Origin of the sequence: Yersinia enterocolitica (assembly GCA_002082245.2) — a bacterium.
Lineage (GTDB): Bacteria > Pseudomonadota > Gammaproteobacteria > Enterobacterales > Enterobacteriaceae > Yersinia > Yersinia enterocolitica_E.
Window position 1 is genome coordinate 3,798,547 of sequence record NBTC02000002.1, and the last position, 25,708, is coordinate 3,824,254.

Genomic DNA, 25,708 nt, shown 5'->3' on the forward strand with positions numbered 1-25,708 from the left:
AAAAGAAACAGAAAAATTGAAAATGCCCGAATGGTTCGGGCATTTATACTCTTTGGTATTACTTTTTATCTTTCTCTACTGGTTTACCTGACCAGTAGCCCGCCAGTAGTGAACCGGAGAGGTTATGCCAGACCGAGAACAATGCGCCGGGTAGGGCAGCCAGTGGCGAGAAGTAAATTTTACCCAACGTAGCCGCGAGTCCTGAGTTTTGCATACCGACTTCAATGGCCAGTGTGCGGCAGGTAGATTCATCAAAGCCGAACAGTTTCCCGCCCCAGTAACCACTTAACAGGCCAATACCGTTATGCAGGATAACCGCAATAATCACCACGAAACCCACTGAAGCGATATGACTCTGGCTACCGGCGACCACGCCACTAATGATAGCGACAATACAGACCATCGACATCGCCGGTAGATAAGGCTCAATGCGTTTCACCGTTTTAGTAAAGGTGTGATGGATAATCAGCCCTGCGCTAATAGGGATGACCACGATTTGCAGAATACTTTTCAGCATTCCCACGACGTCAACACTGATGGTGGCGTCGACATATAAACGGGTCAGTAATGGCGTGGCAAAAACCCCCACCAGGGTAGAAACCGCAGAGATGGTCACTGATAACGCGACATCTCCTTTGGCCAGATAAATCATCACATTAGATGCTGTCCCACTGGCAACGCTGCCTACCAGTACCATACCGGCAGACAAGTCCGGTGGCATACGGAATAGTATCGCCAGAATCCAGGCAGTGAGCGGCATAATCAGATAATGCAGGAAAGTTGCCGCGGCTACCGGTGCTGGGCGCGAGAGTACACGCTTGAAATCATCCAGCCGCAGAGTGACCCCCATAGCAAACATGATCAACATTAGTAACGGGGCGACATAAGGCCCGATACCGATAAAGGTGGTCGGGCGGAAATAGGCCGCGACTGACAGCAGCAGCGCCCACAGCGGGAACAGCCGGGTGATTTTTACTAACATGAAGCGAAAGTCCTTAGTCGTCAGTGTCAGATATAAGAAAACCGGACGAAATCGCCCGGTCAGTGTTATCAGCTTGTTGTTGTTAGCAGTGTATAGTTAGTTTTTACTCTGACTCAAGCCGTGTTATTCAAACAGCGTATTATTCAAATAAATTGTTACTCAAACAGATTGTGATGCAGGGTTTGCACCACTTTTTCAGCATCATTCCCTGGCACTAGGAAGCACAGGTTATGGCTGCTGGCGCCATAGCAAATCATGCGGATATTGAATGGGTCAAGGACACCGAATACTTCCTTACCGACGCCACAAGCTTGTGACAGGTTATTGCCGATAATCGCTACCAACGCCAGATTCTCTTCCACTTCAACCCGACATAGTGAGGAGAGTTCAGTCAGCAGTGAGGTAGTCAGCAGACTGCCTGCCGTTGATGTCGAGCCTGTAGTATCGAGAGTTAGTGCGACACTCACCTCAGAGGTGGTTATCAAATCAACTGAAATATTGTGGCGCGCCAGAATATTAAATACTTCCGCCAGAAAACCACGTGCATGCAACATATTCAGGCTATGTAAGGTCAGCAGCGTCTGTTTGCGGCGCAATGCCAAGGCACGGAACAGTGGTGGACTCTCGGTTTCATTACAGACTAAGGTGCCGCCAGCCGCTGGGTCTTTGCTTGAGCCGACAAACACTGGAATATCACTGCGCACGGCTGGCAGCAGGGTGGCCGGATGCAAGACTTTGGCACCAAATGTCGCCATTTCAGCCGCTTCTTCGAAAGCAATTTTATCGATGCGTTTTGCTGCCGGAACCACCCGTGGATCGGTGGTATAAATCCCAGGGACATCTGTCCAGATATCAATGCGGCCAACATTCAGTGCTTCACCCAGTAACGCGGCGGTGTAATCGCTACCGCCACGGCCAAGGGTAGTGGTGCGCCCTTTGCTTTCACTGCCGATAAAGCCTTGTGTGACAACAATGGCCTGCGCGATACGCGGGGCCAATTGCGTTTGAGCTAATTCAGACAGCAATTGGGTATCCGGTTCAGCACGACCAAAACGGTCATTGGTTCGCATGATTTTACGTACATCAAACCATTCCACTGCCACCTGACGCTGGCGTATTAGCTCGACAAACAGCAGTGTAGACATCAATTCGCCGTGACTCACCAGTTCATCGGTTAACGCCGCAGACGTTGCCAGACTGGCCGCTTCAGACAGCATGGCGATGTTTTCCAGCATGCGTTCAATTTCATCGCGGATAACCACCGGATTGCCGAGTTTGGCTAGAATATCGGATTGAATTCGACTAATTTCTGCTAAATGAAGTTCACGCTTTTCAGGCTCACAGCCATCGGCAAGGGCGACCAACAGATTGGTAATTCCAGCCGAAGCTGACAAGATAACCAAACGAACGTCCGGGTTCGATAAAACCACATCGGCGCTGCGACTCATGGCAGCAAAATCTGCCACGCTGGTGCCACCAAATTTGGCAACCACGGTCGCAGAAGGGGCGCTGCGGCTCTGCTGGGGTGCTGCTTGAATCATCTAAAAAAACCTCGTATCAGGGATGCCATCTTGGAGGGCATCAGTATTTATCTCTGTACAAGGAAATAACGGGTTATCGACTTTCTGTCAATGAAATGGCTATGAGGTATTTTCATCTTTAATAATATGCGCTGTGATATCACTAAATTGACTATTCCCTTGGTACTTGAAGCTGCTGGAGTGTTAGCTACGTTCACTTACCCGAGTAAGCTCATCGGGATGCGTTTGCTTGCTGCCTACCTGCCACTACCATTACTTTGGCAATAGATACTGTTAGACAATGACACACTGCGAAAACAGGGATGAGATCAAGTGTTGTTTCGAGAGATAGCACCTATCGCAAGAAAAGAGATCTCAATCACACCCGAACAGGATACAATTAACCCATTCGTTTCATTATCCTTAAGCCTAGAAGAGCGCCGCTATGAAAAATATTAATCCTAGTCAAACCGCTGCCTGGAAAGCGTTACAGCAACACTTTGAGCAGATGAAAGATGTCACCATCAGCAGTCTGTTTGCCGAGGACGACCAGCGTTTTAGCAAGTTTTCAGCCACTTTTGATGATCAAATGCTGGTGGATTTCTCCAAAAACCGCATTACCAGCGAAACCATGGAAAAGCTGCAAGCTCTGGCGAAGGAAACTGATCTGGCCGGTGCGATTAACTCCATGTTTTCCGGTGAAAAAATAAACCGCACTGAAGACCGCGCAGTACTGCATATTGCTTTGCGTAACCGCACTAACACCCCGATTGTGGTGGATGGCAAGGATGTGATGCCAGAAGTGAATGCGGTGCTGGCTAAAATGAAACAGTTCTGTGACCGCGTGATTGGCGGTGACTGGAAAGGTTATACCGGCAAGGCGATTACTGATGTGGTGAACATCGGTATCGGCGGCTCAGATCTCGGCCCTTACATGGTGACTGAAGCACTGCGCCCGTACAAAAATCATCTGAATATGCATTTCGTTTCAAACGTTGACGGCACCCATATTGCTGAAACGTTGAAACCGTTGAACCCAGAAACCACGCTGTTCCTGGTGGCATCAAAAACCTTCACTACCCAAGAAACCATGACCAACGCCCACAGTGCGCGTGACTGGTTCCTGTCTACTGCGGTTTCTGTGGAACATGTCGCCAAACACTTTGCTGCATTGTCGACCAATGCCAAAGCTGTGGGTGAGTTTGGCATTGATACCAACAATATGTTTGAATTCTGGGATTGGGTTGGTGGCCGTTACTCGCTGTGGTCCGCCATTGGTTTGTCTATCGCGCTGTCGGTTGGTTTCGAACACTTCGAACAACTGCTGAGTGGTGCGCATGCCATGGATAAACACTTCGCCGAAACGTCTGCGGAGCACAACCTGCCTATCCTGCTGGCATTGATCGGCATCTGGTATAACAATTTCTTCGGTGCAGAAACCGAAGCTATCCTGCCTTACGATCAGTACATGCACCGTTTCCCAGCTTACTTCCAGCAGGGCAATATGGAATCTAATGGTAAGTATGTGGATCGTAACGGTACCCCAGTGGATTACCAGACCGGCCCTATTATCTGGGGTGAACCAGGTACTAACGGCCAACATGCGTTCTATCAGTTGATCCATCAGGGCACCAAATTGGTTCCTTGTGACTTTATTGCACCGGCTATCAGTCATAACCCACTGAGTGATCATCACGCGAAGCTGCTGTCGAACTTCTTTGCCCAGACCGAAGCACTGGCATTTGGCAAATCACTAGTTGAAGTTGAAGCTGAATTTGCTGCGGCAGGCAAAACCCCTGAGCAAGTGGCTCATGTCGCGCCATTTAAAGTGTTTGAAGGCAATCGCCCAACCAACTCCATCCTGCTGCGTGAAATTACGCCGTTCAGCCTGGGTGCATTGATTGCGCTGTATGAACACAAAATCTTCACCCAAGGGATTATCCTGAATATCTATACCTTCGACCAATGGGGTGTTGAGCTGGGTAAACAACTGGCTAATCGCATCTTGCCAGAACTGACAGATGATAAAAACGTAACCAGTCATGACAGTTCTACCAATGCGTTGATTAACCGTTTCAAGAACTGGCGTTAAGCTTGCGGGCTTAAGCTCTTTGATCCGTGCTTATTAGCCCCTTACCCAGTAAGGGGCTTTTTTTCGGCCCGGATTATTTCACCTACTTTCAATGGGAGTATTTATGGCCAAAAATTCGCGTTCTCAATGGATAGCCAAAAATCTACAGCGTTTACTGAATGTGGGGTTGATTGCATTGGCCGCTATTTTGGTGGTCTTTTTGATAAAAGAAACCTTCCATCTTGGTAAGGTCTTATTCGTCAATAATCAGGATGCATCTTCTTACATGCTGATTGAAGGGATTGTAATTTATTTCCTGTACTTTGAGTTTATTGCTTTGATTGTTAAGTATTTTGAGTCGGGTTATCACTTCCCGTTGCGCTATTTTATCTATATCGGCATCACCGCGATTATCCGCTTGATCATCGTTGATCATGAAAACCCAATCGATACATTAATTTATTCTGGTTCGATATTGTTGCTGGTGGTGACGTTGTATTTGGCGAATACCGAAAGATTAAAAAGAGAATAAAAATGGCGGCCATTACGGCCGCCCTAAAGACACAGTACCAGAGGGAAAAAATACCCTTCTTACTTGAAATTGTAGCTTTGTTTACTGCACTCTCTCACCCGAATCACTGACCTAAGTCAGCTCATCGGGCTTCACTCGTTTGTTGCCTTGCTACAATTCCAATTACTTTGGGTATTGGGTGATGAAATTTAGAATGATGATATCGTTAACCCTTCACCCCACCGGCCGTTAAGCCACCTACCAGCCAGCGTTGTGCCAGCAGGAAGACTGCGGTGATGGGAATGGCAGACAGTACCGCAGCAGCGGCGAAATCGCCCCACAGATAGTTTTGCGGATTCAGATATTGCTGCATACCCACCGCCAGCGTGTAGCTGTTCACATCACGCAATAGCAGTGATGCCACCGGGACTTCGGTGATAGCAGCGATAAACGACAGAATAAACACCACGGCTAAAATCGGTACCGACAGGGGTAACAGCACCAGTCGGAAAGCTTGCCATGGGGTTGCGCCATCCAGTGCCGCGGCTTCTTCCAGTGAGTTATCAATGGTTTCGAAATAGCCTTTGATGGTCCAGACGTGCAGGGCGATGCCGCCCATATAAGCAAAAATCACCCCGCCGTGGGTATTCAGCCCGATAAATGGCAGATACTGTCCGATACGGTCGAATAAAGCATATAACGCCACCAGTGACAGCACTGCTGGGAACATCTGGAAGATCAACATGCCTTTCAGCAGGGTGCTTTTACCGCGAAAACGCATGCGGGCAAAGGCGTAAGCGCAGGTAGTGGAGAGCGTGACAATCCCAATGGCGGTAATGACCGCAATCTTGATGGAGTTCCATAACCACAACATCACCGGGAACGGCGGTGGGGTTACGCTACCATCAGCGTGAGTCACACTCATACCCAGCGCCAGTTTCCAGTGTTCCCATGAAATCTGATCTGGGATCAGGCTACCGGTCGCAAAGTTGCCGGGCCGCAGCGAGATGGTAATTACCATCAGTAACGGGAACATAATCAGCGCGATAAAGCACAACATCAGAAAATGAGTGCCCCATAGACGCAAACGCTGGGATTTAGGTTGAACCATTGCCATTTGCATCTCCTCCTTAGTCAAAGTTCATTTTGCTGGCTTTCAGATTCAGTATCGCGAGCGCGCCGACCAGAATGAAAATCAGGGTGGCAATCGCTGCCGCCAAGCCAAAGTCCTGGCCGCCGCCCCCTTCAAAGGCAATACGGTAGGTGTAGCTGACCAGCAAGTCGGTATAGCCTGCTGGCGTGGTGGTGCCAATCATATCCGGGCCGCCATTGGTCAATAACTGAATCAACACAAAGTTGTTAAAGTTAAAGGCGAAGCTGGCAATCATCAGCGGTGTCAGCGGCTTAATCAGCAGTGGCAACGTGATACGGAAGAAGTTCTGGAACGGGCCTGCGCCATCCATTGCCGAGGCTTCATATAAGTCCTCGGGAATCGCTTTGAGTAGCCCCATGCACAGAATCATCATGTAGGGATAGCCGAGCCAGGTGTTGACGATCAAAATCATGCTTTTCGCGGTAATAGGGTCACTGAACCAGGCGGGCTTGATGCCAAACAGGCTACTTAGCATCAGGTTGATTTCACCAAAGCTTTGGTTAAATAACCCTTTGAAAATCAAGATTGAAATAAACGACGGTACCGCATAGGGCAGTATTAACAGCACGCGATAAACCGCTTTGCCTTTCAACGAGTCCCATTGCACCACGCAGGCTAAAACCATACCGACGGCAACGGTCAGTACCACGGTCAGTAGCGAGAAAATAATGGTCCAGATAAAGATGGAGATAAAAGGCTTCTGTATCCCTTCATCATGCAGCACCCGCAGGAAGTTTTTCCAGCCGATAGTGACAGTAAAGCCGGGACTGAGTTTTTCGTTTTGCCACTGGCCGTCGGCGTTAATGGCTTGGTAAAAACCGACATCAGGGTTTGGCCGATAGATAACCCCGGTTTGCTGATTGAGCAGCTCTTTACCGTCAGCGCCCAGTTTATAGAGCGGGCTGGTCGCTGAAAACTGGCGCAGTGAACTCATGCGCAGTTCGCCACCACTGGGCAGCAGTGCCACCAACTCAGCGAGTGCCTGGCGATTCTGAGTAATGATACGCAGTGACGCGCGTTCGCCGGTCTGTTCAGTGCTGGTGGGGGCGACTGTGATTTTTTTCTCACCCGTCGTATCAAGGCTGAAAGGTGCGGAAATCAGAACAGAGCTGTCATCAGGGTTGGTAAGCTGCAAACGCCATTGGTTATCACTGGGATAAAGGCCAAAGGTAAAGGTTTTACCGGTCTGAAACTGCCGATCCATTAATACTGATTGGGCACGCTCAAAGGTTAATTGGTTGGTACTGCTGTAGTTGGTAAAAGCGATAGCGATAGTGCAAATCAGTGGGAACAGCACAAACAGCCCCATACCTGCCACGCCGGGATAAACATAGCGCCAGGCATAGGCGCGACGATTGGCAAAGACATACAGCCCCAGACTCACCAAAATTAGCGTCACGATGGCAAAAAGATATTCACCCTGAGCATACATCAAGACGATCAAGTAGCAGGTGAATAGACTTAATGTGCCGATAATCAGCCATTTAAGCACATCACTCTGCCACCAGGCGGTTTTCTTTTTACGACTTTCGAACTCGGTGTGGGATAACTGCATAATATTCCCTTCGTACTTTGAGTATTGTTATAGTGTTACAGCAAGTGGTGCTGGGCACGACGAATCGTGCCCTTTTGCAGGTGAAACTGTTATTTGGTAATACGCGTTGCTGCGTCGTTCAATGCCGCTTCAACTGTCTGACGCCCGCTGATGGCGTTCAGTACCGCACTGCGGGTGGCATACCAGAAAGCCGCCATTTGTGGAATATTTGGCATGATTTCACCCTTGGTGGCGTTATCCATGGTTGCAGCAATGCGTGGATCTTTTGCCAGTTGTTCCTGGAATGATTTCAGTGCCACTGCGCCCAGAGGTTTGTCTTTATTCACTTCAGCCAGACCCTGATCAGTTAACAGGTAGTTCTCCAGGAATTCAGTTGCCAGTTCTTTATTCGGGCTGGCGGCGTTAATACCGGCAGTCAACACGCCGACGAACGGTTTGGATGGCTGGCCGTGGAAGGTTGGCAGCAAGGTCACACCGTAATTGATTTTGCTCTTATCAATGTTGGACCATGCCCATGGGCCATTGATGGTCATTGCTGTTTCGCCTTTGTTGAAGGCCGCTTCTGCAATGGAGTAATCTGTATCGGCATTGATGTGCTTGTTCTTCACCAGATCGACAATAAATTGTAGACCCGCTTTCGCGCCAGCATTGTTCACGCCAACGTTTTTCACATCATATACACCGTTTTCGAGTTTGAAGGCATAGCCACCGTCAGCGGCGATAACCGGCCAGGTGAAGTACGGTTCTTGTAGGTTCCACATGATGGCGCTCTTGCCATTGGCACGCAGGGTTTTATCCAGCGCTGGGATTTCTTCCCACGTTTTTGGTGCTTCTTTCACTAAGTCTTTATTGTAAATCAGAGACAGTGCTTCAACCGCGACCGGGTAACCAATCAGTTTGCCATTAAAGCGAACGGCGTCCCAAGTGAATGGGAACAGTTTATCTTGGAAGGCTTTAGAAGGGTGTAGCTCAGCCAGTAAACCGGATTGTGCGTAACCGCCAAAGCGGTCATGAGCCCAGAAGATAATGTCCGGGCCATCGCCAGTGGCAGCCACTTGCGGGTATTTTTCTTCCAATTTATCTGGATGCTCGATAGTGACTTTGATGCCGGTATCTTTCTCGAACTTCTTACCGACTTCCGCCAACCCGTTATAACCTTTATCGCCATTGATCCAGATAACCAGTTTACCTTCTTCAATCTTGGCAAAAGCAGAGGAAGAGAGCACCAGCGTGGCTAATGCTGAAAGAGCCAAAACACGTGCGGTCTTACCAATGCCGGATTTTGTGAAGCTGCGAGTCATAATCCAATCCTTTTATCCAATTTTGTGGGTATCGACTTTCTTGTGAATCATTAGCTGCGAATTCTGTAGCCCATTTTCAGGCTGGTGTAGCCGTGAATCACTAAGTGAGGAGGGTGTGGCAGCGCTGCAAAAAATGTTGGGCTGCAAATTATTTATTACACTGACCAAAACACTACGCCGACATATTGAGTCACAACCGGATATACCATCATCCTCCCCCCCTCTACGCCCCCCAGCAGGTTATTGTGACCCAGTTAACACTGCTGCCTATTCTGTGGTGTCAGACACATTAATGCAGGTCGAAATTTGCAAGCCAGATCACGTATTTGTCTTTCCAGTGGAACTTCTGCCCACGCGGGTCGTTCCCTCATCCTCCCATCTCCTCCCCCATGAAAAACTTTGTTACGGATGATTACCAAATAGTGCCACTCGCGCACTATCGGCAGCATTGAAACACCGTCGCCAACAAAATGTGGTTGTTCGGTTAATTATCACCCAGACAGATCAGCACCTTGAAGCGTTAAGCAATGTGCAGCCCTATACTCAGGCCGCGACGTCGTCCGAGGCAACCTGCTCTAAGCATGGCGGTACGACGCGTAGTGCGAGAGTCATCAGGGGCTGGGAGTAATCGATGGGTTATGCCGGGGTTTGCTTCCGCCATTTTTCTTCATTCAGGTTCATATGAAAAGTTGTTTGCGTAAGCAAAGGAGTAACAGATGGCTAATGTAACGCTGAGCGGCGTTTATAAGGCCTTTGGTGAGGCGGTGATCTCCAGAGATATCAATCTGGAAATCGATGACGGTGAGTTTGTGGTGTTTGTTGGCCCATCAGGGTGTGGAAAGTCAACGCTGCTGCGGATGATTGCCGGTCTTGAGGACATAACCTCGGGTGAGCTGCTGATTGGTGGCAAACGGATGAACGAAGTGCCGCCATCTGAACGCGGTATTGGCATGGTGTTTCAGTCATATGCACTTTATCCCCATCTGTCGGTAGCAGAGAACATGTCGTTCGGTCTGAAATTGGCGGGTGCGAAGAAAGCCGAAATTAACCAACGGGTGAATCAGGTAGCCGAAGTGCTGCAACTGGCTCACCTGCTGGACCGGCGGCCAAAAGCGCTATCCGGTGGTCAACGCCAGCGTGTGGCAATTGGCCGGACACTGGTCGCTGAGCCGGATGTATTCCTGCTCGATGAACCCCTGTCCAACCTAGATGCGGCACTGCGGGTGCAGATGCGCATTGAGATCTCGCGCCTCCACAAGCGCCTGCAACGCACCATGATTTACGTCACCCATGACCAAGTGGAAGCGATGACGCTGGCAGACAAGATTGTGGTGCTGGATGCCGGCAATGTTGCGCAGGTCGGCAAGCCGCTGGAGCTGTATCACTACCCAGCTAATCGCTTTGTCGCGGGCTTTATTGGCTCGCCAAAAATGAATTTTTTACCGGTTAAAGTGACCGCCGTTGAACCTCGTCAGGTACAGATTGAACTGCCAAATCCAAATGGCCAGTTAGTGTGGCTGCCGGTGGAAGGTACTCAGGTTCAGGTCGGTGCAAATATGTCTTTGGGTATTCGCCCGGAACATCTGCTGCCAAGCAGTGCCTCTGAAGTCACGCTGGAAGGTGAGATTCAGGTGGTAGAGCAACTGGGTAATGAAACTCAAATTCACATCCAAATCCCGGCAATACGTCAGAACCTGGTCTACCGCCAGAACGACGTGGTGCTGGTAGAAGAAGGTGCAACATTCGCTATTGGCCTGCCGCCGCAACGCTGTCATCTGTTCCGTGAGGACGGCACTGCGTGTAAGCGGTTGTACCAGGAACTGGGCGTCTAGCCAAAGCAGAATGTAAAGCACGCATGCCGACAGGCAAATATAACAGGAGATTACTGATGACTACTCTGCGCAAGTTACCGATAGCACTGGCTGTTGCCGCTGGTGTTCTTTCTACTCAAGCTATGGCTGTTGATTTCCACGGGTATGCACGTTCCGGTATCGGTTGGACAGGAAGCGGTGGCGAACAGCAATGTTTCAAAGCCACTGGCGCCCAAAGTAAATACCGTCTGGGTAACGAGTGTGAAACGTATGCGGAAATTAAATTAGGCCAGGAATTGTGGAAAGAAGGCGACAAGAGCTTCTACTTCGATACCAACGTGGCGTATTCCGTTTCACAACAGAATGACTGGGAGTCAACATCTCCTGCATTCCGTGAGGCTAACGTGCAGGGTAAAAACCTGATCGAATGGTTACCGGGTTCCACCATGTGGGCCGGTAAACGCTTCTATCAACGTCATGACGTCCATATGATTGACTTCTACTACTGGGATATCTCAGGTCCAGGTGCAGGTGTAGAAGCTATTGATCTGGGCTTCGGTAAGTTATCTCTGGCAGCAACCCGTAACTCAGAAGCGGGTGGTTCAAGTGCCTGGATCGATAATGCCCGTAAAGATGCTGACCACACTGCTAATGATGTGTTCGATGTGCGTTTAGCCGGTTTAGAAACTAACCCAGGCGGCACTTTGGAGTTTGGTGTGGATTATGGCCGCGCCAATACTCAGGACGACTACGCGTTAGCTCCTGATGCCTCTAAAGATGGTGTCATGCTGACGGTTGAACATACCCAAAGCATGATGGGTGGCTTTAACAAGTTCGTGGTGCAATACGCAACAGATTCAATGACATCATCACAATCAGGTCACTCTGAAGGTGCAAACGTTAATAACAACGGTAACAGATTACGTGTTATCGACCACGGTGCCATCAACCTGGCTGAGAAGTGGGACATGATGTACGTCGCGTTGTATCAGGACACTGACTGGGACAACCAAAACGGCACCACTTGGTACAGCGTGGGGGTGCGTCCGATGTACAAATGGACCCCAATCATGAGTACCTTGCTGGAAGCGGGCTACGACAATGTTAAGTCACAACGTACCGGTGACCGTAACGGCCAGTACAAACTGACTCTGGCACAACAGTGGCAGGCAGGCGATAGCATCTGGTCACGCCCGGCAATTCGTGTCTTCGCAACTTATGCCAACTGGGATGAGAAGTGGGGCTATAACGATGTCAGCGGTAGCGCGGACAACGGTCTGGCACAAAACGGGACTATCGGTACTGATAGCCGCGGTAAGAGCAACGAAGTCACCTTTGGTGCGCAATTCGAAGCTTGGTGGTAACAGCATGATGCAGCCGCCCTTTGGGGCGGCTGTTTGATTGTTTAAACAAGAAAAGTGAGATGCCCTAAATAATTCGAGTTGCAGCCAACGCCCATGCAGCTTGAAGTATGACGGGGATTTGGTTAACTCTGCCGACCTTGCCTGTGCACAGTTAGCGCTGACGCTCAATGTATGAGGGTAATAACAATGAAAAAGAATCTACTGTCACTTTGTCTGGCATTGGCTTTAGGGGTTACAGCACCTCTGGCGGTGCAAGCAGAGTCAACTATTTCTCCGGCGAATGTTTCTATCGCGCCGACGATCAGTACCGCCACCTTACAGCAGTTACCATGGCAGCCATTAGTGCCACCGACTACGCAGGACATCAAACTGACTGCGGCGAGTCCACAAATCTCTCAAGGGAATATTGAAGGGGCTGTTGCCGCTTTTGCTTTACCCGCCGATCGTGGATCGATGGAGATTACACTTAGCAGTTTAGTGACTGATAATCAGCTCTTTTCCCCTAGCGTTTTAGTGCTGGACGAGCAAATGCGCCCAGCGGCTTACTATCCATCCAGCTATTTCACTTATGAAAAAGCGGGCATTATGACCAGTGATCGTCTGCAAGGGGTGATGAAACTGACCCCGGCACTGGGCCAGAAACAAATTTATCTGCTGGTTTATACCACCCGTGACGATTTAGCAAAAACCACCAAGTTACTTGATCCGGCTAAAGCTTATGCCATGGGTGTCGGCAATGCGGTACCGGATATCCCAGATCCTATTGCGAAACACACCCCGACAGGCAACCTGAAAATCAAGGCAACTGCTGAGCAGGGGATGGGCAACGTTATGATTGGCTTAATACAGTCAGCACCGGCTTCGGCTCCAGTCGTGGTCGGCAGTGCGGTTCAACCTACGCCAGCCGCAGTACCCGCACCGATAAAACCTGCGGAGCCAATGCTGAGCGACACTGAAAACTACTTCAACCAGGCGATTAAAGATGCGGTGAAAGCCGGTGATGTCGATAAGGCGCTGAAATTGTTGAACGAGGCGGAACATTTGGGCTCAACTTCAGCCCGAAAAACCTTTATTGGTAGTGTAAAAGGCAAGGGTTAAATCCCGGCACTGCCGAATATGGCTAGATGGTTGGTGCGCTTTGGCGCACCTTTTTTCGTTGGGTCTTATATACAGCTACTGCCGCTCGCAACGCCTCGTTTTGCTATTGGTTATCTTCGCGACACCTTGTTTTGGTTAATTCTGCTTTAAATCTCAAACTCACTTATTTAGTTTTTTGCTAGAAAGAAAAAGATTAAATGAGAATTTAAAAGGCATGCGATTGAGCTTGCGCCGATATCATAAATTGAATGACGGTTTATTGTTTATCCATTCAAATTAAGGTGCTATTGATGCCGAAGGAAAACCAACTCTGCCTATCGGCCACGCTACAGTCGTGGCCGATTCCATTTATGGCGCAACCGTGGGCCCCGCCGATCACAGAAGATAATCTTTCATTGTTAACTATGAGTTCTATCATGGCTCAGTTTACATCCCTTCAGGAAGAGAAGATATTGCCATTAAAGGTGACGGCAAGAGACCATGAGTTATTAGAAAAGATGGCACAAGAGCTGCCCAATGTAAGTTCGACGTCGGATCCTGTTTTCAGTCAGGCGATGCAGTTAATTGATAGTACCAGAGTCCTGGATCAGAAAACGTGGACGCAACAATTTCCAGCAATCAGTGACGCCCGAGTCGGGCGAATTGTGGATTTTTATCTACAACTCCATGCTGTAGAGGGATTGGAGTCTGCAAATAGTTTAGATGATTTATCACATTTAAGGCCTGGGTTAACCGCGGCTCAAGGGTATGAAAAAGCTCGTGTTATCAGCCTGGAGCGGGATATCCTGTTTAAGTTATGCCAAAAGAGCCTGACACTATCCACAGCAGAAAAACTGACGCCACTCGCCGCCCTGAGTCTTGCCTGGTGGTTGAATCAAGAGTATCAGCCCACGCTGGCTGAATTATCCATGGCAGTTTATCGGCCTGAAAATAAAGAGACCAAGCTTCAGGCGGCGATACTTTATAACCATTCCCATTATGGCAATCGCTATGGTGAAACAGCAGGAATTTCCACTGCGGATTTAAACGATTGGGGGCTGGAGCATCTAGATTCGCCGGAACTAGCGGTTTCCAGAGCGGCCAGGGTGTTAAGGGTTATCCATGAAGGGATGGATGCTCAGCCTACGATATTGCAAGCACCAGAGGCCTATCTTGCTAATGGATTTGCACCGAAAAATGCCCAGGGCAGCTATCTGAAAAAGGAGTCGCTGGAATTGGGGGAAATGATTTTAACCGGATGCGGACAGATTGGATTTGATGCCTGTAGCCAACAGGATTTCACTCAATTTATCGATTTCGAACACGCAGTAGGCAGTTTGGCGTTTTCGCTCAAAACTACACTTAAGTTACATTATCAATTGCAAGGTAGGGCTTTTGATGAGTTGGTAGATAAGAATACCGAGCAACTGTATACATTATTACTTCAGGAAGAAGAGCAATTACATAAGAGCGGTGGAGCGCGCTACAGTCCGACGGCAATCTTCTTATCTCACTTCAGCCAATCTAATGAAGTCGAGCCTCTGACCGTAGAGCAAACGGCTGGTGTCATCAAAAGAATAGCCGGATCAATCGATGTGTCCCATTTGTCTGAGTCAGCTCAAGTCACCTTTAATAGAATAAATCTAATGGTAGACAACGTCGTTGCCGGTACAGCCATTGACGTGGAACATGAAAGATTTGTATCGGACCTTAAATCGCTGGCTCAACTTACTGAGCAAAGCCACCCCTTATATATTTTGGCGCATTATCGACTTTATAAAACAGCGCAAGAAAAAATAGAGCGACAACTCGCTTATCTCGATATGCGTCTAGCCTATCGCCATCTTCCCGCCGCTTTTGATGACGATCAGGCGATAAGAGAGATCCTGACAGAGGCTGGGGTGGAAAAAGTCGATGATTCCAGAGCTTATTATTACCGTTATAGCGACCCGCATAAGCAAAATGATTCACCTGTTAATGAATTTAAACGGCGTCGGGATGCAAGCAATCGCTTTGTCGCCAATATGTCGATGCCTGGTAAGAACGGTAGGTCGATTGATGTTTATAAGACGCTAGATGCGAAAAAAACTGAATATCATGAGTGGATAAAATCGCATCCGGCAGTTCGCTCTCAGGCAATCAAAACATTAATTGAGAAAGGTCAGCGGCCAGAGAGTGGTGCGCTACAAGATAAAATCAATGCCCTTGCCAAGGACTATCGGCCAGAAACTGAAAATTCGCGTTTTTGGCGCACGGCCTGGACATCGTTAGAAGAGAGTTGGGTGTGTAAACTCCCACTACCTAACCCGATGTGTACTATCGCCAGAGTCGAAGGTCCGCGTTCCCGTAACGAAAATGAAAATATGGCAGCGGGTATGGTGGCTATGGTGATGGAGGCGGGTCAGCTCAGGGGAATGGAACGCGGGGTGAAATTGATTGAAAATTCGCCACTGGGCGTAAAGCCATCGGGTCCTTTGGCTCCTCCGTCACGGCCTGTTATACCTTCCCGTTTGCCGGTTGCGGAAGGCGAAGTGATACCAACGCGTCAGACGATACCAAGCCCGCCTGGAAAGCCAGTTGAAGTGCAATGGGTTGAGCTAAAAGATCCACTCGTCTCTGGTGGAATGCGTGAAGCTTGGGTCAGACAGGGGGGCGGCGCGACCTATTGGGAAGTCGACTTAACCACCGGTAAGGACGTGGGTGTTGTCTTGAAACAAGGCCCTGAATTTAGCCGGCAGGGCAGGTTACCAGGGGGCGGGCCAACGCTATCAAAAGCGACTAATCCTGAATTTAATCCTGCCATTAAATTAGGCAAGAAAATTGGCAGCGGATTGACAGCTGAAATCTATCTTGATGCCAATAACCCCGGTTTTCTTCTCAAGAAAATAGGTACGAAAGATCCATACCTTATAGATAAGGTATTCAAGAAAGAAGTTGAGTTTTTTAATCGATACTACGGCGAAGGCGCTGCGGAGTTAATTAGCAAGGGTGATATACATTATATAAGAATGTACCGAGTGCCAGGCAAAACGTTGGCAGAGATTAATACTAAAGTTTTCCCGCCAGGTGCGAAGGAAAGCTTTTTACGTATGCTGGACAATTTAGGCTATTGCAATATCATCCATAATGACTTGAATTTTAATAATGTTTTATATGATGAAAAAACCAACACTTTCTACCCTATCGATTTCGGTGATGCTGAGGATGGGTATTATTCACTAAGTGAACCGAACAGTGGCAAGCCAGATCGGGGTATAAAAATGCGGGCTGGATTTATCTTTGAACATATTGAAGAGTTTAGTTTGTTAGCCGTATTAAAAAAAGCAACCTGATGTCGCTGGGGAGCTAATCTGCGCTACAATGCCCCCTTATCTACGAATTAGCGGGGGGCGATATTTTCTTCCCAGCAGGGAGCAAACTGCATGTCTACCGGCGATGCATCAATTATAAAACCTATCCAATGGTGTGCCATTGAGCAGCCGAATTTACCAACTGCTATCGCTGATTGGTTGATGGAGTTGGGGTCGATGACCCGGCGTTTTGAGCAGCATTGCCAACGGGTTCATGTCGAACCCCAGCGAGAATGCTTTATTACGCGTAATGAGTTAGGGGAAGATGCGGAGCACTTACCTGTAAGCGAACGCTATTGGCTGCGGGAAATCATTTTGTGTGGTGATAATGAGCCTTGGCTGCTTGGTCGCACGGTTATCCCCGAGCAGACACTGTCTGGGCCGGATAGGGCGCTGGTGGATTTGGGCACCCTCCCACTCGGGCGCTATTTATTTGGTGGGGACAATTTAAGCCGTGATTATATTCAAGTAGGGCGGCAGAATGAACTTTGGGCGCGCCGCTCGTTGCTGCGTCTGTCAGGCAAACCCCTGTTACTGACGGAAGTTTTTTTACCGGCCTCGCCACTGTATTCGGTTTAAGCCGTAGTAAGATTTTGGAGATGGATAAATTGAAGGGAAGTACTGTTCAGACCAAATGGCAGGCTTATTGCCGTTTAATGCGGATTGATAAGCCTATTGGCTCGTTATTGCTATTGTGGCCGACGCTGTGGGCATTATGGCTGGCAGGGCAGGGTATCCCAGAAACCAAAATACTGATTGTGTTTGTGTTGGGTGTGTTTTTTATGCGTGCGGCTGGTTGTGTCGTCAATGATTATGCTGACCGAAATATTGATGGCTTTGTAAAACGCACCGCATCCCGCCCGTTACCCAGTGGCATTATCAGTGAACGAGAGAGCAAAATCCTGTTTGTCGTTTTGGTACTGCTCTCGTTTGGTCTGGTGTTAACCCTTAATAGCATGACCATTTGGTTATCATTGGCAGCACTGGCGTTAGCCTGGATTTATCCGTTTATGAAGCGGGTCACTCATCTACCCCAAGTGGTATTAGGCGCAGCTTTTGGTTGGTCAATTCCGATGGGATTCGCTGCGGTGAGTGAGAGCTTACCCTTGGTTTGTTGGCTGTTATTGCTGGCGAACATCTGCTGGACCGTCGCTTATGACACGCAATACGCAATGGTTGATCGCGACGATGACCTGAAAATTGGAGTTAAGTCCACGGCGATTTTATTTGGTCAACATGACAAGCTGATTATAGGTTTACTGCAACTGGCTACACTGGTGTTGATGGTTGCTATCGGCTGGCTGATGGGGTTGGGCGGCGCATTCTATTGGTCAATCCTGCTGGCGGGTGCCTTGTTTATCCACCAACAAAAGATGATTGTGCAGCGTGACCGCGACGCCTGCTTCCGTGCGTTTTTGAATAATAATTACGTAGGGCTGGTGTTGTTTTTAGGGATTCTGATTAGTTATTGGCAGTAAATACGTTTCTGGAAAACAGTCAAAAAAATGGCCAGATGATGAATCCGGCCATTTTTGTTTAGCGGCTTGAGGAATCAATCTTCCGATTTATCCTCTGCCTCGGATTCTGGCCGTTGATTGCTGGTTTCGGCTGGCATACTGACACTCTCGATAGTCAGTTTCACTTCCGGCGTCATCAACGCACTCAGCATATTGTAAACTTCCAACGTATGTTCCTGAACCGCGTCACCACTGTCACTGATATATCCCTCTTCACGCAAGGTACCGACCAGTGTTGAAAATACCGCTTTATCGAAGAATTCTGGTGCGTTAATCCCGTGCAGAACAGACAATCGCTGCGCCATGATACGGCTCTCTTTCTCCAGCGCTCCACGGTTAATACTCGGATTGGCACTGAGCAGCGACAGGGTAATCGCGTATCGTTGCAGGGTTTCCCGCACACCGGCGGCCAGTAATTGCAGTGGGCGAATTCGGGCCGGATTAAGCACTAGTTCGGTCCCTTTGTCACAAATCAACTGCTGGCGGGCCAGTTCATCTATCAGCGTGTCCAGCGTCTGTGGTAACTGCTCTTTGCTGTAATGCAGGAACAGTTCAGCTTTCAACATCGGATAAATCATACTGATTTGGCGCAACAATTCGTCACGGGTAATGCGGCGGTGGTACATCACCATGCTGGCTATCAGTGACGGTAGCATCAGTAAGTGCTGGATATTATTGCGATAATAGGTCATCAGCACGGCTTGTTCCCGTGGCAGGATGATAATGTCACCAATGTTGTCTTTCTCCACCTCAAACTTATTCATATTCAAGGCGTGATTAAGTAACTCTTCCGGTGTTTTATCCGGCACAGTGACATCTTTCGCATAAGGCACATTACGCATCAGTTGCAGATAGCAATCAAGTTGCTCAAGCAACTGCTCGCGGGTGAGTGAACGCTGACGTGAGGCTAACAATGCGGTAGAACACAAGTTCATGGCATTCGCTGCTGCCGCATTATTTATTCTCACCATGATCTTACCGGCCAAATCATTTACCGCCGGTGTCAGCCAGCTTGGGCGCTGAGCTTCAATCGGATCAATGGCATCACGCCATTGCGGTACATTGGTGTTCAGATAGGTGGTCAACGGGATCGGTTCACCAAAGTTGACATAGCCCTGACCGAGGTTACGCAACTTACGCAAGCCCCGCAGCATCTGCAACAGGCTCTCTTTCTCTTTGGTCGCACCACGCAGCTCTTTGGCATAGGTACCCACTTCCATCACATGTTCGTAACCGATATAAATCGGCACCAAAGTGATTGGACGTGAGCCACCACGCAACATCGCCTGAATGGTCATCGACAGTGTGCCAGTTTTTGGCTCCAGCAGGCGGCCGGTACGTGAGCGGCCTCCTTCAACAAAGTATTCAACTGAATAACCACGGGTGAACAGTTCACCTAAATACTCGCGGAAAACCGTTGAATAGAGTTTGTTGCCTTTAAAGGTGCGACGAATAAAGAACGCGCCCAAACGGCGGAAGATAGGCCCGGCAGGCCAGAAGTTAAGGTTAATCCCAGCGGCAATATGCGGCGGCACCAGCCCTTGATGATAAAGCACGTAGGAGAGCAGCAGATAATCCATATGGCTGCGATGACAAGGCACATAGACGATTTCATGGCCATCTTGCGCCAACTGCCGCACCCGTTCTGCATTATGGACGTTAATACCTTGATACAAACGGTTCCACGTCCAGCTCAATACTCTGTCAGACAGGCGCACGGCTTCATATGAGAAGTCGGCTGCGATCTCTTCCATCAGCGTAATGGCATTTTGCTGTGCTTTCTCATGGGAGATTTTCTTGGTCCGCGCTTCATCGACGACGGCCTTTTCAATCGCCTTTGATGTCAGCAACTTTTTGAACAGATCCTGCCGGGCAGGCAGACTAGGGCCAACCGCTGCCAGGCGTTGACGGGAGAAGTGCATCCGCGCTACGCGAGCCAGTTTGTGGGCGATAGTTTTATCGGTACCGTGCTCGCTGGCCATCCTGCGCAGTGAAACTGTGGTAGAGAAACGCACAAAACTATCGCGACCCAGCCACAATACCGCGAAGAATTTTTGCACTCCGTTAAGCACGCGCAGATGGGGTGTTCCGTGGCCTTCACGCCCCGGCGAACGACCAAACATCACGGAAACCGGTAACATCTGGATATCTAACTCGGGATTATTGCGGTGCAAATCCAGATAGTCGTGGAACAGCTTTACCGATTCCTGTTTAGGCGCGTAGTAGCGAAAGACCCGCGGGCCATTATCGATAAACACATGGCTGGGCAGTTGCACTCCATCGATTTCCAATGGAATCAATGGGTCGGGCAGGTCTTGTGCTTGACACTGCGCTCGCAAAGTCAGCAAATCAGCCTTAGAATTGTAAGGCAAAACGTACAGAATAGGACGAGAGGGGTCTAGCCCTAACTCAGTCACAGGGTCTGCCGGAATAACCTTGCTTTTTACCAACATTTTAAGTGGTAAATTCAATAACTTATAATATATTTTACGCCAACCTGACATAACTACATGAAGCCTCTTGTTAGCAATTCGTCGCAAGGATACCAGAAACTGGTTTTGAGATCTGTGGTGATAAGACAACAGAAAGCGGCAAAAATCATCATTAACTTAAGATAAAGGCAATAAAACATGGCGAATCAATCAACAGGGCTGGCCCGAGTCTATAAAGCGGCCGGTTATTCTGTGAAAGGCTTAACGGCTGCCTGGAAAAACGAAGCGGCATTTCGTCAGGAAGCTGTTGCTGCCATAATCGCTATCATACTGGCCTTCTGGCTGGATGTAGATGCTATCGCACGCCTTTTATTAATTGGTAGCGTGGTTTTAGTGATAATTATCGAAGTCATTAACAGTGCGATTGAGGCGGTAGTGGACAGGATTGGCAGTGAGTTCCATGAGCTATCGGGCCGCGCCAAAGATATGGGGTCCGCGGCGGTATTCCTCGCTATCTTGTTAGCGTTATTTGTTTGGATAACCGTACTTTGGCAGCATGCCGGTTAATGTTATGACGAACAATGCCGCAGAAATAAGCTGTGATTAATCCCTGTTTTTATTCACTCTTTGGTTCCCAACACCCGCTTACCTGTATATACTCACAGCAAGACTGTATAAACAAACAGGGGGCGGAATGAAAGCACTTACTACCAGACAGCAAGAGGTTTATGACCTGGTTCGCGATCACTTAGCGCAAACCGGCATGCCACCGACCCGTGCCGAAATTGCGCAGCGTCTGGGGTTTCGCTCTCCTAACGCCGCTGAAGAGCATTTAAAAGCACTGGCCCGTAAAGGCGTCATTGAGATTGTTTCTGGCGCTTCCCGTGGCATTCGTTTGCTGATGGAAGAAGAAGATGGCCTGCCACTGATTGGTCGGGTTGCCGCAGGTGAACCTTTGCTGGCACAGCAGCATATCGAAGGGCACTACAAAGTAGACCCATCAATGTTTAAACCGAGTGCAGATTTTCTGTTGCGGGTTAATGGGATGTCGATGAGAGATATCGGTATTCTGGATGGCGACCTATTAGCGGTGCATAAAACGCAAGATGTGCGTAACGGGCAAGTTGTAGTGGCACGAATTGATGATGAAGTGACGGTAAAACGCTTGAAAAAACAAGGTAATATCGTACAGCTTTTGCCAGAAAATAGTGAGTTCCAACCGATTATTGTCGATCTGCGCGAACAAAGCTTCACCATTGAAGGATTGGCCGTCGGTGTTATCCGTAATGGTGACTGGATCTAACATTAGCGTTTTATATTGAACTGATAAGCCGTTCCTGCTCAGGAGCGGCTTTTTATTATTAATGACCCCATTAAACGATTCAGACGCCCAAATTAATTGACGTTGCAGGCAGGCAGCCGCAAAGAAGCTCGCTAATTCCGATCAATGCTAACGACAAGTTGATGATTTGGATGACAAATCTGCGGGGAGAAAATTTGAATGCTGCTTGCTGCGGCCTCTCAGAGGTGATGTCTGGGAAGGGGCCAAGTAACAAGTACAGCTAGCCTGCTACAGCTCCAAGTATGGAAAAGTTATTTAGATTGAGACGATTCCGACAATAAGTTATTACCTACTGTTTTAACTGAATAATATCAGTGCTTATTTTTACTTTATAGCTATAATCTCAGTGATTAATATTATCCTGACTTTAATTGCTAGTATCCTCTGCTATAATTATTCGTACGGTAAGCGAAACAACGAAGTTTAATTTTAAATTATGACTGTGAGTGACTAATTTAAATGTGGTTGTTTTTATCAATAGAGAACGTTTATCGTATTGAATTAAATAAACTGACTAATCCCAAGGTAACGGAGATATTATGAATAAAGATCAAGCCGACGGTAACTGGAAGCAGTTTAAAGGTAAAGTGAAAGAAAAATGGGGCAAGCTGACTGACGATGACTTAACGGTAATCGAAGGTAAGCGTGACCAGCTAGTGGGTAAAATCCAGGAGAAATACGGCTATCAGAAAGAGCAAGCCGAGAAAGAAGTCAAAGCCTGGGAAGACCACAGCAAATATCGCTGGTAACAGCATTAAATGGAATTAAACTGATATTGATATAAATTAATCGGGTCTCTCGTTTCATAGAATATGCATTGTTAATCAACCCCGTCTAGTTATTGGTGTATCAACTCCAATTATATTGAAGCGGTGAGGTTATTTTAATAAAAGCTATTCTAGCTCACCTGTATTTATATCTACATCTGCACAAGGACGTGCCTTATTATTAATTATTACCCTGTCGCATTGCTCGCGGCAGTCTACTTTTTGCTAACCGATATATACCCACCAGGGATCTCTATCTATACCCTAAATAATTCGAGTTGCAGGAAGGCGGTAACCGATTTGTACAGCATTTATGCTAGCCCGCTGGGTGAGCCTCAAGGATGAGGCTCATTAATCCCGATGAGCTTACATGAGTAAGTGATTCGGGTTATTGAGAGCAGCCAACACACATGCAGCTTGAAGTATGACGGGTATAAGGCAAAAGTAATTGGAGAGCAGCTAACATTGCTACAACTTCAATTAGGTACGCAGCTATTTCTTTTTAGTAACAATAGAGTGGTCATGGTCACAATGCTCATGGCTTTCGCATGCTTCAACTTCCCCGCATTCAGCACATAAACCGTGCGCTTCAACCACACTGTGACGCAGCACAAAACCTGATTGTTTTGCTAACTGTGACAATGCCTCTTCAATGCCCACGGTGGTGCGTTCAGTGACTATTTTGCACCGATCACAGATAAATAGCGCTGAAGTATGGGTTGGCTCTTCAAAATGATGACATAGCACATAACTATTAGCTGACTCGACGCGGTGAATAAACCCTTGCTCCAGCAAAAAATCCAATGCGCGATAAACAGTTGGAGGCTTGGCTTGTGGCTCAGACACACGCAACAAATCCAACAGGTCATAGGCACTGATTGCGCCAGGTTGTTGTGCCATTAAGCGTAGTACTTCAAGACGTTGCGGTGTCAGCCGGACGTTACGTTGTTGACACAGACTTTCAGCCTGAGCCAGCAGCTTTTCCTCATCGATAGGTTTCATGATATCCATCCCGCAGCATTTGAATTGAAATGATTTTACCATATTTAGCGTTAATCGCCGATAGGTGAAAAAACGAGGGGAAGGTGGGTATCACACTTTTGTTAATTCACAGGATTCGATGACAGAACGATCAGTCGTAGAGTTCAATTATCACACAGGCAGCTATGGTCAGCTTCTATGGTATAATTACTCATTCCATCCCTTTGTAGGGTTCGCTCGGCGGGCAACTTTAAAGGGTATTTGATGAAATAATAACCGATGAAATCACCGTAAATGCACGCAGCCCAGACTTTTTCCAGCACCCCGGCCAATAAGCCACACTACCCTCTACAACGTTTTTCCGTCGCGCCGATGCTCGATTGGACCGATCGTCATTGCCGTTATTTTCATCGTTTGTTAACCAAGCAGACCTTGTTATATACCGAAATGGTCACCACCGGTGCCATTATTCATGGTAAAGCTGACTATCTGGCTTATAGCGAACAGGATCATCCGGTGGCACTGCAACTTGGAGGCAGTGACCCGCAGGCGCTGGCCCATTGTGCCAAATTGGCTGAACAACGCGGCTACAATGAAATAAACCTAAATGTGGGTTGCCCGTCTGATCGGGTACAAAATGGTCGTTTTGGCGCTTGCCTGATGGATGAGGCTGAACTGGTCGCTGACTGCATTAAAGCTATGCGCGATGTGGTTTCTATTCCTGTCACCGTTAAAACTCGTATCGGCATTGACCAACTGGATAGCTATGAGTTCTTATGCGAGTTTGTGCAAACGGTGGCGGACCGTGGCGAATGCGATATCTTTACCATTCATGCTCGCAAAGCCTGGCTCTCAGGGCTTAGCCCGAAAGAGAACCGTGAAGTGCCACCGCTGGATTATGAGCGGGTTTATCAGCTCAAGCGTGATTTCCCAACACTGACTATTGCCATTAATGGTGGTGTGAAAACGCTGGCTGAAGCCAAAGAGCATCTTAAACATCTTGATGGGGTAATGATGGGCCGTGAAGCCTACCAAAATCCAAGCATTTTGACCCAAGTGGATCGCGAACTATTTGATGTAAATGCCCCAGTGGTCGATAGCATTAAGGCGATTGAAGCGCTTTATCCTTATATCGAACAGGAGTTGTCTCGCGGCGCTTATTTGGGCCACATCACCCGGCATATTCTTGGGATTTTTCAGGGAATTCCTGGTGCGCGTCAATGGCGTCGCCATCTAAGCGAAAATGCCCATAAGCCTGGTGCTGGCGTTGTTGTAGTAGAGCAAGCCTTAGCGCTGGTCACTCGGCCTTATACCCTTCGTCCTTGAAGTCGCAGGGTTGTTAGCTACGCTAGTTACTCGGCCCATCCGGTGGGCCTCGCAAGGCGAGGCCGCTGCTTGCAGCGTTCAAATCTGCTCCCGGCAGATTTGTCACCCAAATCACTTGACTGTGTAAGCTCATCGGGATGCGTTCACTTGCTGCCTACCTGCGACGCCAATTACTTTGAGTATAATAGAATAGTAAATTAGCTATAAGTTAGTCAAATTGACCATGCCTATCCATTTTTCTGGTAGGTATTAATATTACTTAATCATTAAATTCAATGAATTAGCTGATATGTTAAAGTTGGCATGCTTCTTGTAATACTTCTTATAAAATCCCCGATTTGTTCGTTATATTTAATGATGTGGTTGTGGGACATACACAATTATTAAGGAGCCAGCCATGTTTGAAATTCTCTTTGTTATCGGCTTTTTTATCATGCTGATGGTAACCGGTATTTCCCTGTTAGGGATCTTCGCTGCATTACTGGTGGCTGCTGCTTTTATGATGGTAGGGGGCTTATTCGTCATGATGATTAAGCTGCTACCTTGGTTGATTCTGGCGGTTGTGGCCGTCTGGATATGGCGTTCGATGCAGAAACCGATAGTCCGGCGTTACTAAAATTTCCCTTTCTTGCGGTAGCGATCACAGCC

General features: G+C 48.2%; 21 protein-coding genes and 1 pseudogene. 15 read left to right on the forward strand and 7 right to left on the reverse strand.

The annotated features are described in order from the left end of the window. Positions 1–58: 58 nt before the first annotated feature. Together panS and A6J66_018865 are read right to left on the reverse strand one after the other, a co-directional pair. Positions 59–982: a ketopantoate/pantoate/pantothenate transporter PanS gene (gene panS / locus A6J66_018860; protein PNM26035.1), complete on the reverse strand. Its 924-nt coding sequence runs from the start codon at positions 980–982 to the stop codon at positions 59–61. Positions 983–1,137: 155 nt separating this feature from the next. Then, on the reverse strand, positions 1,138–2,523 hold the full coding sequence (locus A6J66_018865; GenBank protein PNM26036.1) for a lysine-sensitive aspartokinase 3: 1,386 nt from the start codon (positions 2,521–2,523) through the stop codon (positions 1,138–1,140). A gap of 126 nt (positions 2,524–2,649) precedes the next feature. On the opposite strand from A6J66_018865, the gene A6J66_018870 reads away from it, so the two are divergent. The 3 genes from A6J66_018870 to A6J66_018880 all read left to right on the forward strand — a co-directional run bounded on the left by A6J66_018870 (position 2,650) and on the right by A6J66_018880 (position 5,105). After that, on the forward strand, positions 2,650–2,790 hold the full coding sequence (locus tag A6J66_018870; protein PNM26037.1) for an RNA polymerase subunit sigma-70: 141 nt from the start codon (positions 2,650–2,652) through the stop codon (positions 2,788–2,790). 157 nt (positions 2,791–2,947) lie between these two features. After that, complete coding sequence (locus A6J66_018875; protein ID PNM26038.1) at positions 2,948–4,594, forward strand: glucose-6-phosphate isomerase; 1,647 nt, start codon at positions 2,948–2,950, stop codon at positions 4,592–4,594. A 103-nt stretch (positions 4,595–4,697) separates the two neighbouring features. Next, positions 4,698–5,105 carry a phosphate-starvation-inducible protein PsiE gene (locus A6J66_018880; GenBank protein PNM26039.1) on the forward strand — a complete coding sequence of 136 codons (408 nt, stop codon included), beginning with the start codon at positions 4,698–4,700 and terminating at the stop codon, positions 5,103–5,105. Between the two features lie 205 nt (positions 5,106–5,310). On the opposite strand, the gene A6J66_018885 is transcribed toward A6J66_018880, so the two are convergent. From A6J66_018885 to A6J66_018895, 3 genes are all read right to left on the reverse strand, one after another. After that, positions 5,311–6,201 (reverse strand): maltose ABC transporter permease MalG, encoded by an 891-nt coding sequence (locus tag A6J66_018885; GenBank protein PNM26040.1) that lies wholly within the window; start codon positions 6,199–6,201, stop codon positions 5,311–5,313. A gap of 13 nt (positions 6,202–6,214) precedes the next feature. Further along, a complete protein-coding gene (locus A6J66_018890; protein PNM26041.1) occupies positions 6,215–7,792 on the reverse strand; it encodes a maltose ABC transporter permease MalF in 1,578 nt (525 codons plus the stop codon). A gap of 89 nt (positions 7,793–7,881) precedes the next feature. After that, the gene (locus tag A6J66_018895; GenBank protein PNM26042.1) at positions 7,882–9,093 is read right to left on the reverse strand and encodes a maltose/maltodextrin ABC transporter substrate-binding protein MalE; all 1,212 of its coding nucleotides are present in this window, start codon (positions 9,091–9,093) and stop codon (positions 7,882–7,884) included. Positions 9,094–9,622: 529 nt separating this feature from the next. Here A6J66_018895 and A6J66_018900 point away from each other — a divergent pair. From A6J66_018900 to ubiA, 7 genes and pseudogenes are all read left to right on the forward strand, one after another. Next, positions 9,623–9,822 (forward strand): annotated as a pseudogene (locus A6J66_018900) (hypothetical protein). Then, positions 9,810–10,925, forward strand: a complete 1,116-nt coding sequence (locus A6J66_018905; GenBank protein ID PNM26043.1) for a maltose/maltodextrin ABC transporter ATP-binding protein MalK — start codon at positions 9,810–9,812, stop codon at positions 10,923–10,925. Before A6J66_018900 ends, A6J66_018905 begins: the two are co-directional and overlap by 13 nt. A 56-nt stretch (positions 10,926–10,981) precedes the next feature. Further along, on the forward strand, positions 10,982–12,268 hold the full coding sequence (lamB, locus tag A6J66_018910; protein PNM26044.1) for a maltoporin LamB: 1,287 nt from the start codon (positions 10,982–10,984) through the stop codon (positions 12,266–12,268). 186 nt (positions 12,269–12,454) lie between these two features. Beyond that, positions 12,455–13,366: a maltose operon protein MalM gene (locus A6J66_018915; protein ID PNM26045.1), complete on the forward strand. Its 912-nt coding sequence runs from the start codon at positions 12,455–12,457 to the stop codon at positions 13,364–13,366. Between the two features lie 290 nt (positions 13,367–13,656). Further along, the gene (locus A6J66_018920) at positions 13,657–16,677 is read left to right on the forward strand and encodes a hypothetical protein (protein PNM26046.1); all 3,021 of its coding nucleotides are present in this window, start codon (positions 13,657–13,659) and stop codon (positions 16,675–16,677) included. Positions 16,678–16,767: 90 nt separating this feature from the next. Then, positions 16,768–17,274: a chorismate lyase gene (locus tag A6J66_018925; protein PNM26047.1), complete on the forward strand. Its 507-nt coding sequence runs from the start codon at positions 16,768–16,770 to the stop codon at positions 17,272–17,274. 29 nt (positions 17,275–17,303) lie between these two features. Continuing rightward, on the forward strand, positions 17,304–18,173 hold the full coding sequence (gene ubiA / locus A6J66_018930) for a 4-hydroxybenzoate octaprenyltransferase (protein PNM27077.1): 870 nt from the start codon (positions 17,304–17,306) through the stop codon (positions 18,171–18,173). Positions 18,174–18,247: 74 nt separating this feature from the next. Here the strand turns inward: ubiA and A6J66_018935 are convergent, their stop codons facing one another. Then, positions 18,248–20,716: a glycerol-3-phosphate 1-O-acyltransferase PlsB gene (locus tag A6J66_018935; GenBank protein ID PNM26048.1), complete on the reverse strand. Its 2,469-nt coding sequence runs from the start codon at positions 20,714–20,716 to the stop codon at positions 18,248–18,250. Between the two features lie 126 nt (positions 20,717–20,842). Between A6J66_018935 and A6J66_018940 the strand changes: the two genes are divergently transcribed. From A6J66_018940 to A6J66_018950, 3 genes are all read left to right on the forward strand, one after another. Next, positions 20,843–21,211, forward strand: a complete 369-nt coding sequence (locus tag A6J66_018940; GenBank protein ID PNM26049.1) for a diacylglycerol kinase — start codon at positions 20,843–20,845, stop codon at positions 21,209–21,211. Between the two features lie 127 nt (positions 21,212–21,338). After that, on the forward strand, positions 21,339–21,947 hold the full coding sequence (locus tag A6J66_018945) for a LexA repressor (GenBank protein PNM26050.1): 609 nt from the start codon (positions 21,339–21,341) through the stop codon (positions 21,945–21,947). 578 nt (positions 21,948–22,525) lie between these two features. After that, positions 22,526–22,735 carry a CsbD family protein gene (locus A6J66_018950; GenBank protein PNM26051.1) on the forward strand — a complete coding sequence of 70 codons (210 nt, stop codon included), beginning with the start codon at positions 22,526–22,528 and terminating at the stop codon, positions 22,733–22,735. 510 nt (positions 22,736–23,245) lie between these two features. Here the strand turns inward: A6J66_018950 and A6J66_018955 are convergent. Continuing rightward, entirely contained in the window at positions 23,246–23,755 is a 510-nt protein-coding gene (locus A6J66_018955; GenBank protein PNM27078.1) for a transcriptional regulator Zur, read from the reverse strand. 273 nt (positions 23,756–24,028) lie between these two features. On the opposite strand from A6J66_018955, the gene A6J66_018960 reads away from it, so the two are divergent. Together A6J66_018960 and A6J66_018965 are read left to right on the forward strand one after the other, a co-directional pair. After that, positions 24,029–25,060: a tRNA dihydrouridine(20/20a) synthase DusA gene (locus tag A6J66_018960; GenBank protein PNM26052.1), complete on the forward strand. Its 1,032-nt coding sequence runs from the start codon at positions 24,029–24,031 to the stop codon at positions 25,058–25,060. A gap of 397 nt (positions 25,061–25,457) precedes the next feature. Next, the gene (locus tag A6J66_018965) at positions 25,458–25,676 is read left to right on the forward strand and encodes an envelope stress response protein PspG (protein PNM26053.1); all 219 of its coding nucleotides are present in this window, start codon (positions 25,458–25,460) and stop codon (positions 25,674–25,676) included. Positions 25,677–25,708: the final 32 nt, after the last annotated feature.

Excerpts from the sequence above, each read along its gene's own strand:
- panS (PNM26035.1), bottom strand. The coding sequence starts at position 982 with ATGTTAGTAAAAATCACCCGGCTGTTCCCGCTGTGGGCGCTGCTGCTG.
- A6J66_018865 (PNM26036.1), bottom strand. The coding sequence starts at position 2,523 with ATGATTCAAGCAGCACCCCAGCAGAGCCGCAGCGCCCCTTCTGCGACC.
- A6J66_018870 (PNM26037.1), top strand. The coding sequence starts at position 2,650 with ATGCGCTGTGATATCACTAAATTGACTATTCCCTTGGTACTTGAAGCT.
- A6J66_018875 (PNM26038.1), top strand. The coding sequence starts at position 2,948 with ATGAAAAATATTAATCCTAGTCAAACCGCTGCCTGGAAAGCGTTACAG.
- A6J66_018880 (PNM26039.1), top strand. The coding sequence starts at position 4,698 with ATGGCCAAAAATTCGCGTTCTCAATGGATAGCCAAAAATCTACAGCGT.
- A6J66_018885 (PNM26040.1), bottom strand. The coding sequence starts at position 6,201 with ATGGCAATGGTTCAACCTAAATCCCAGCGTTTGCGTCTATGGGGCACT.
- A6J66_018890 (PNM26041.1), bottom strand. The coding sequence starts at position 7,792 with ATGCAGTTATCCCACACCGAGTTCGAAAGTCGTAAAAAGAAAACCGCC.
- A6J66_018895 (PNM26042.1), bottom strand. The coding sequence starts at position 9,093 with ATGACTCGCAGCTTCACAAAATCCGGCATTGGTAAGACCGCACGTGTT.
- A6J66_018905 (PNM26043.1), top strand. The coding sequence starts at position 9,810 with ATGGCTAATGTAACGCTGAGCGGCGTTTATAAGGCCTTTGGTGAGGCG.
- lamB (PNM26044.1), top strand. The coding sequence starts at position 10,982 with ATGACTACTCTGCGCAAGTTACCGATAGCACTGGCTGTTGCCGCTGGT.
- A6J66_018915 (PNM26045.1), top strand. The coding sequence starts at position 12,455 with ATGAAAAAGAATCTACTGTCACTTTGTCTGGCATTGGCTTTAGGGGTT.
- A6J66_018920 (PNM26046.1), top strand. The coding sequence starts at position 13,657 with ATGCCGAAGGAAAACCAACTCTGCCTATCGGCCACGCTACAGTCGTGG.
- A6J66_018925 (PNM26047.1), top strand. The coding sequence starts at position 16,768 with ATGTCTACCGGCGATGCATCAATTATAAAACCTATCCAATGGTGTGCC.
- A6J66_018935 (PNM26048.1), bottom strand. The coding sequence starts at position 20,716 with ATGTCAGGTTGGCGTAAAATATATTATAAGTTATTGAATTTACCACTT.
- A6J66_018940 (PNM26049.1), top strand. The coding sequence starts at position 20,843 with ATGGCGAATCAATCAACAGGGCTGGCCCGAGTCTATAAAGCGGCCGGT.
- A6J66_018945 (PNM26050.1), top strand. The coding sequence starts at position 21,339 with ATGAAAGCACTTACTACCAGACAGCAAGAGGTTTATGACCTGGTTCGC.
- A6J66_018950 (PNM26051.1), top strand. The coding sequence starts at position 22,526 with ATGAATAAAGATCAAGCCGACGGTAACTGGAAGCAGTTTAAAGGTAAA.
- A6J66_018955 (PNM27078.1), bottom strand. The coding sequence starts at position 23,755 with ATGAAACCTATCGATGAGGAAAAGCTGCTGGCTCAGGCTGAAAGTCTG.
- A6J66_018960 (PNM26052.1), top strand. The coding sequence starts at position 24,029 with ATGCACGCAGCCCAGACTTTTTCCAGCACCCCGGCCAATAAGCCACAC.
- A6J66_018965 (PNM26053.1), top strand. The coding sequence starts at position 25,458 with ATGTTTGAAATTCTCTTTGTTATCGGCTTTTTTATCATGCTGATGGTA.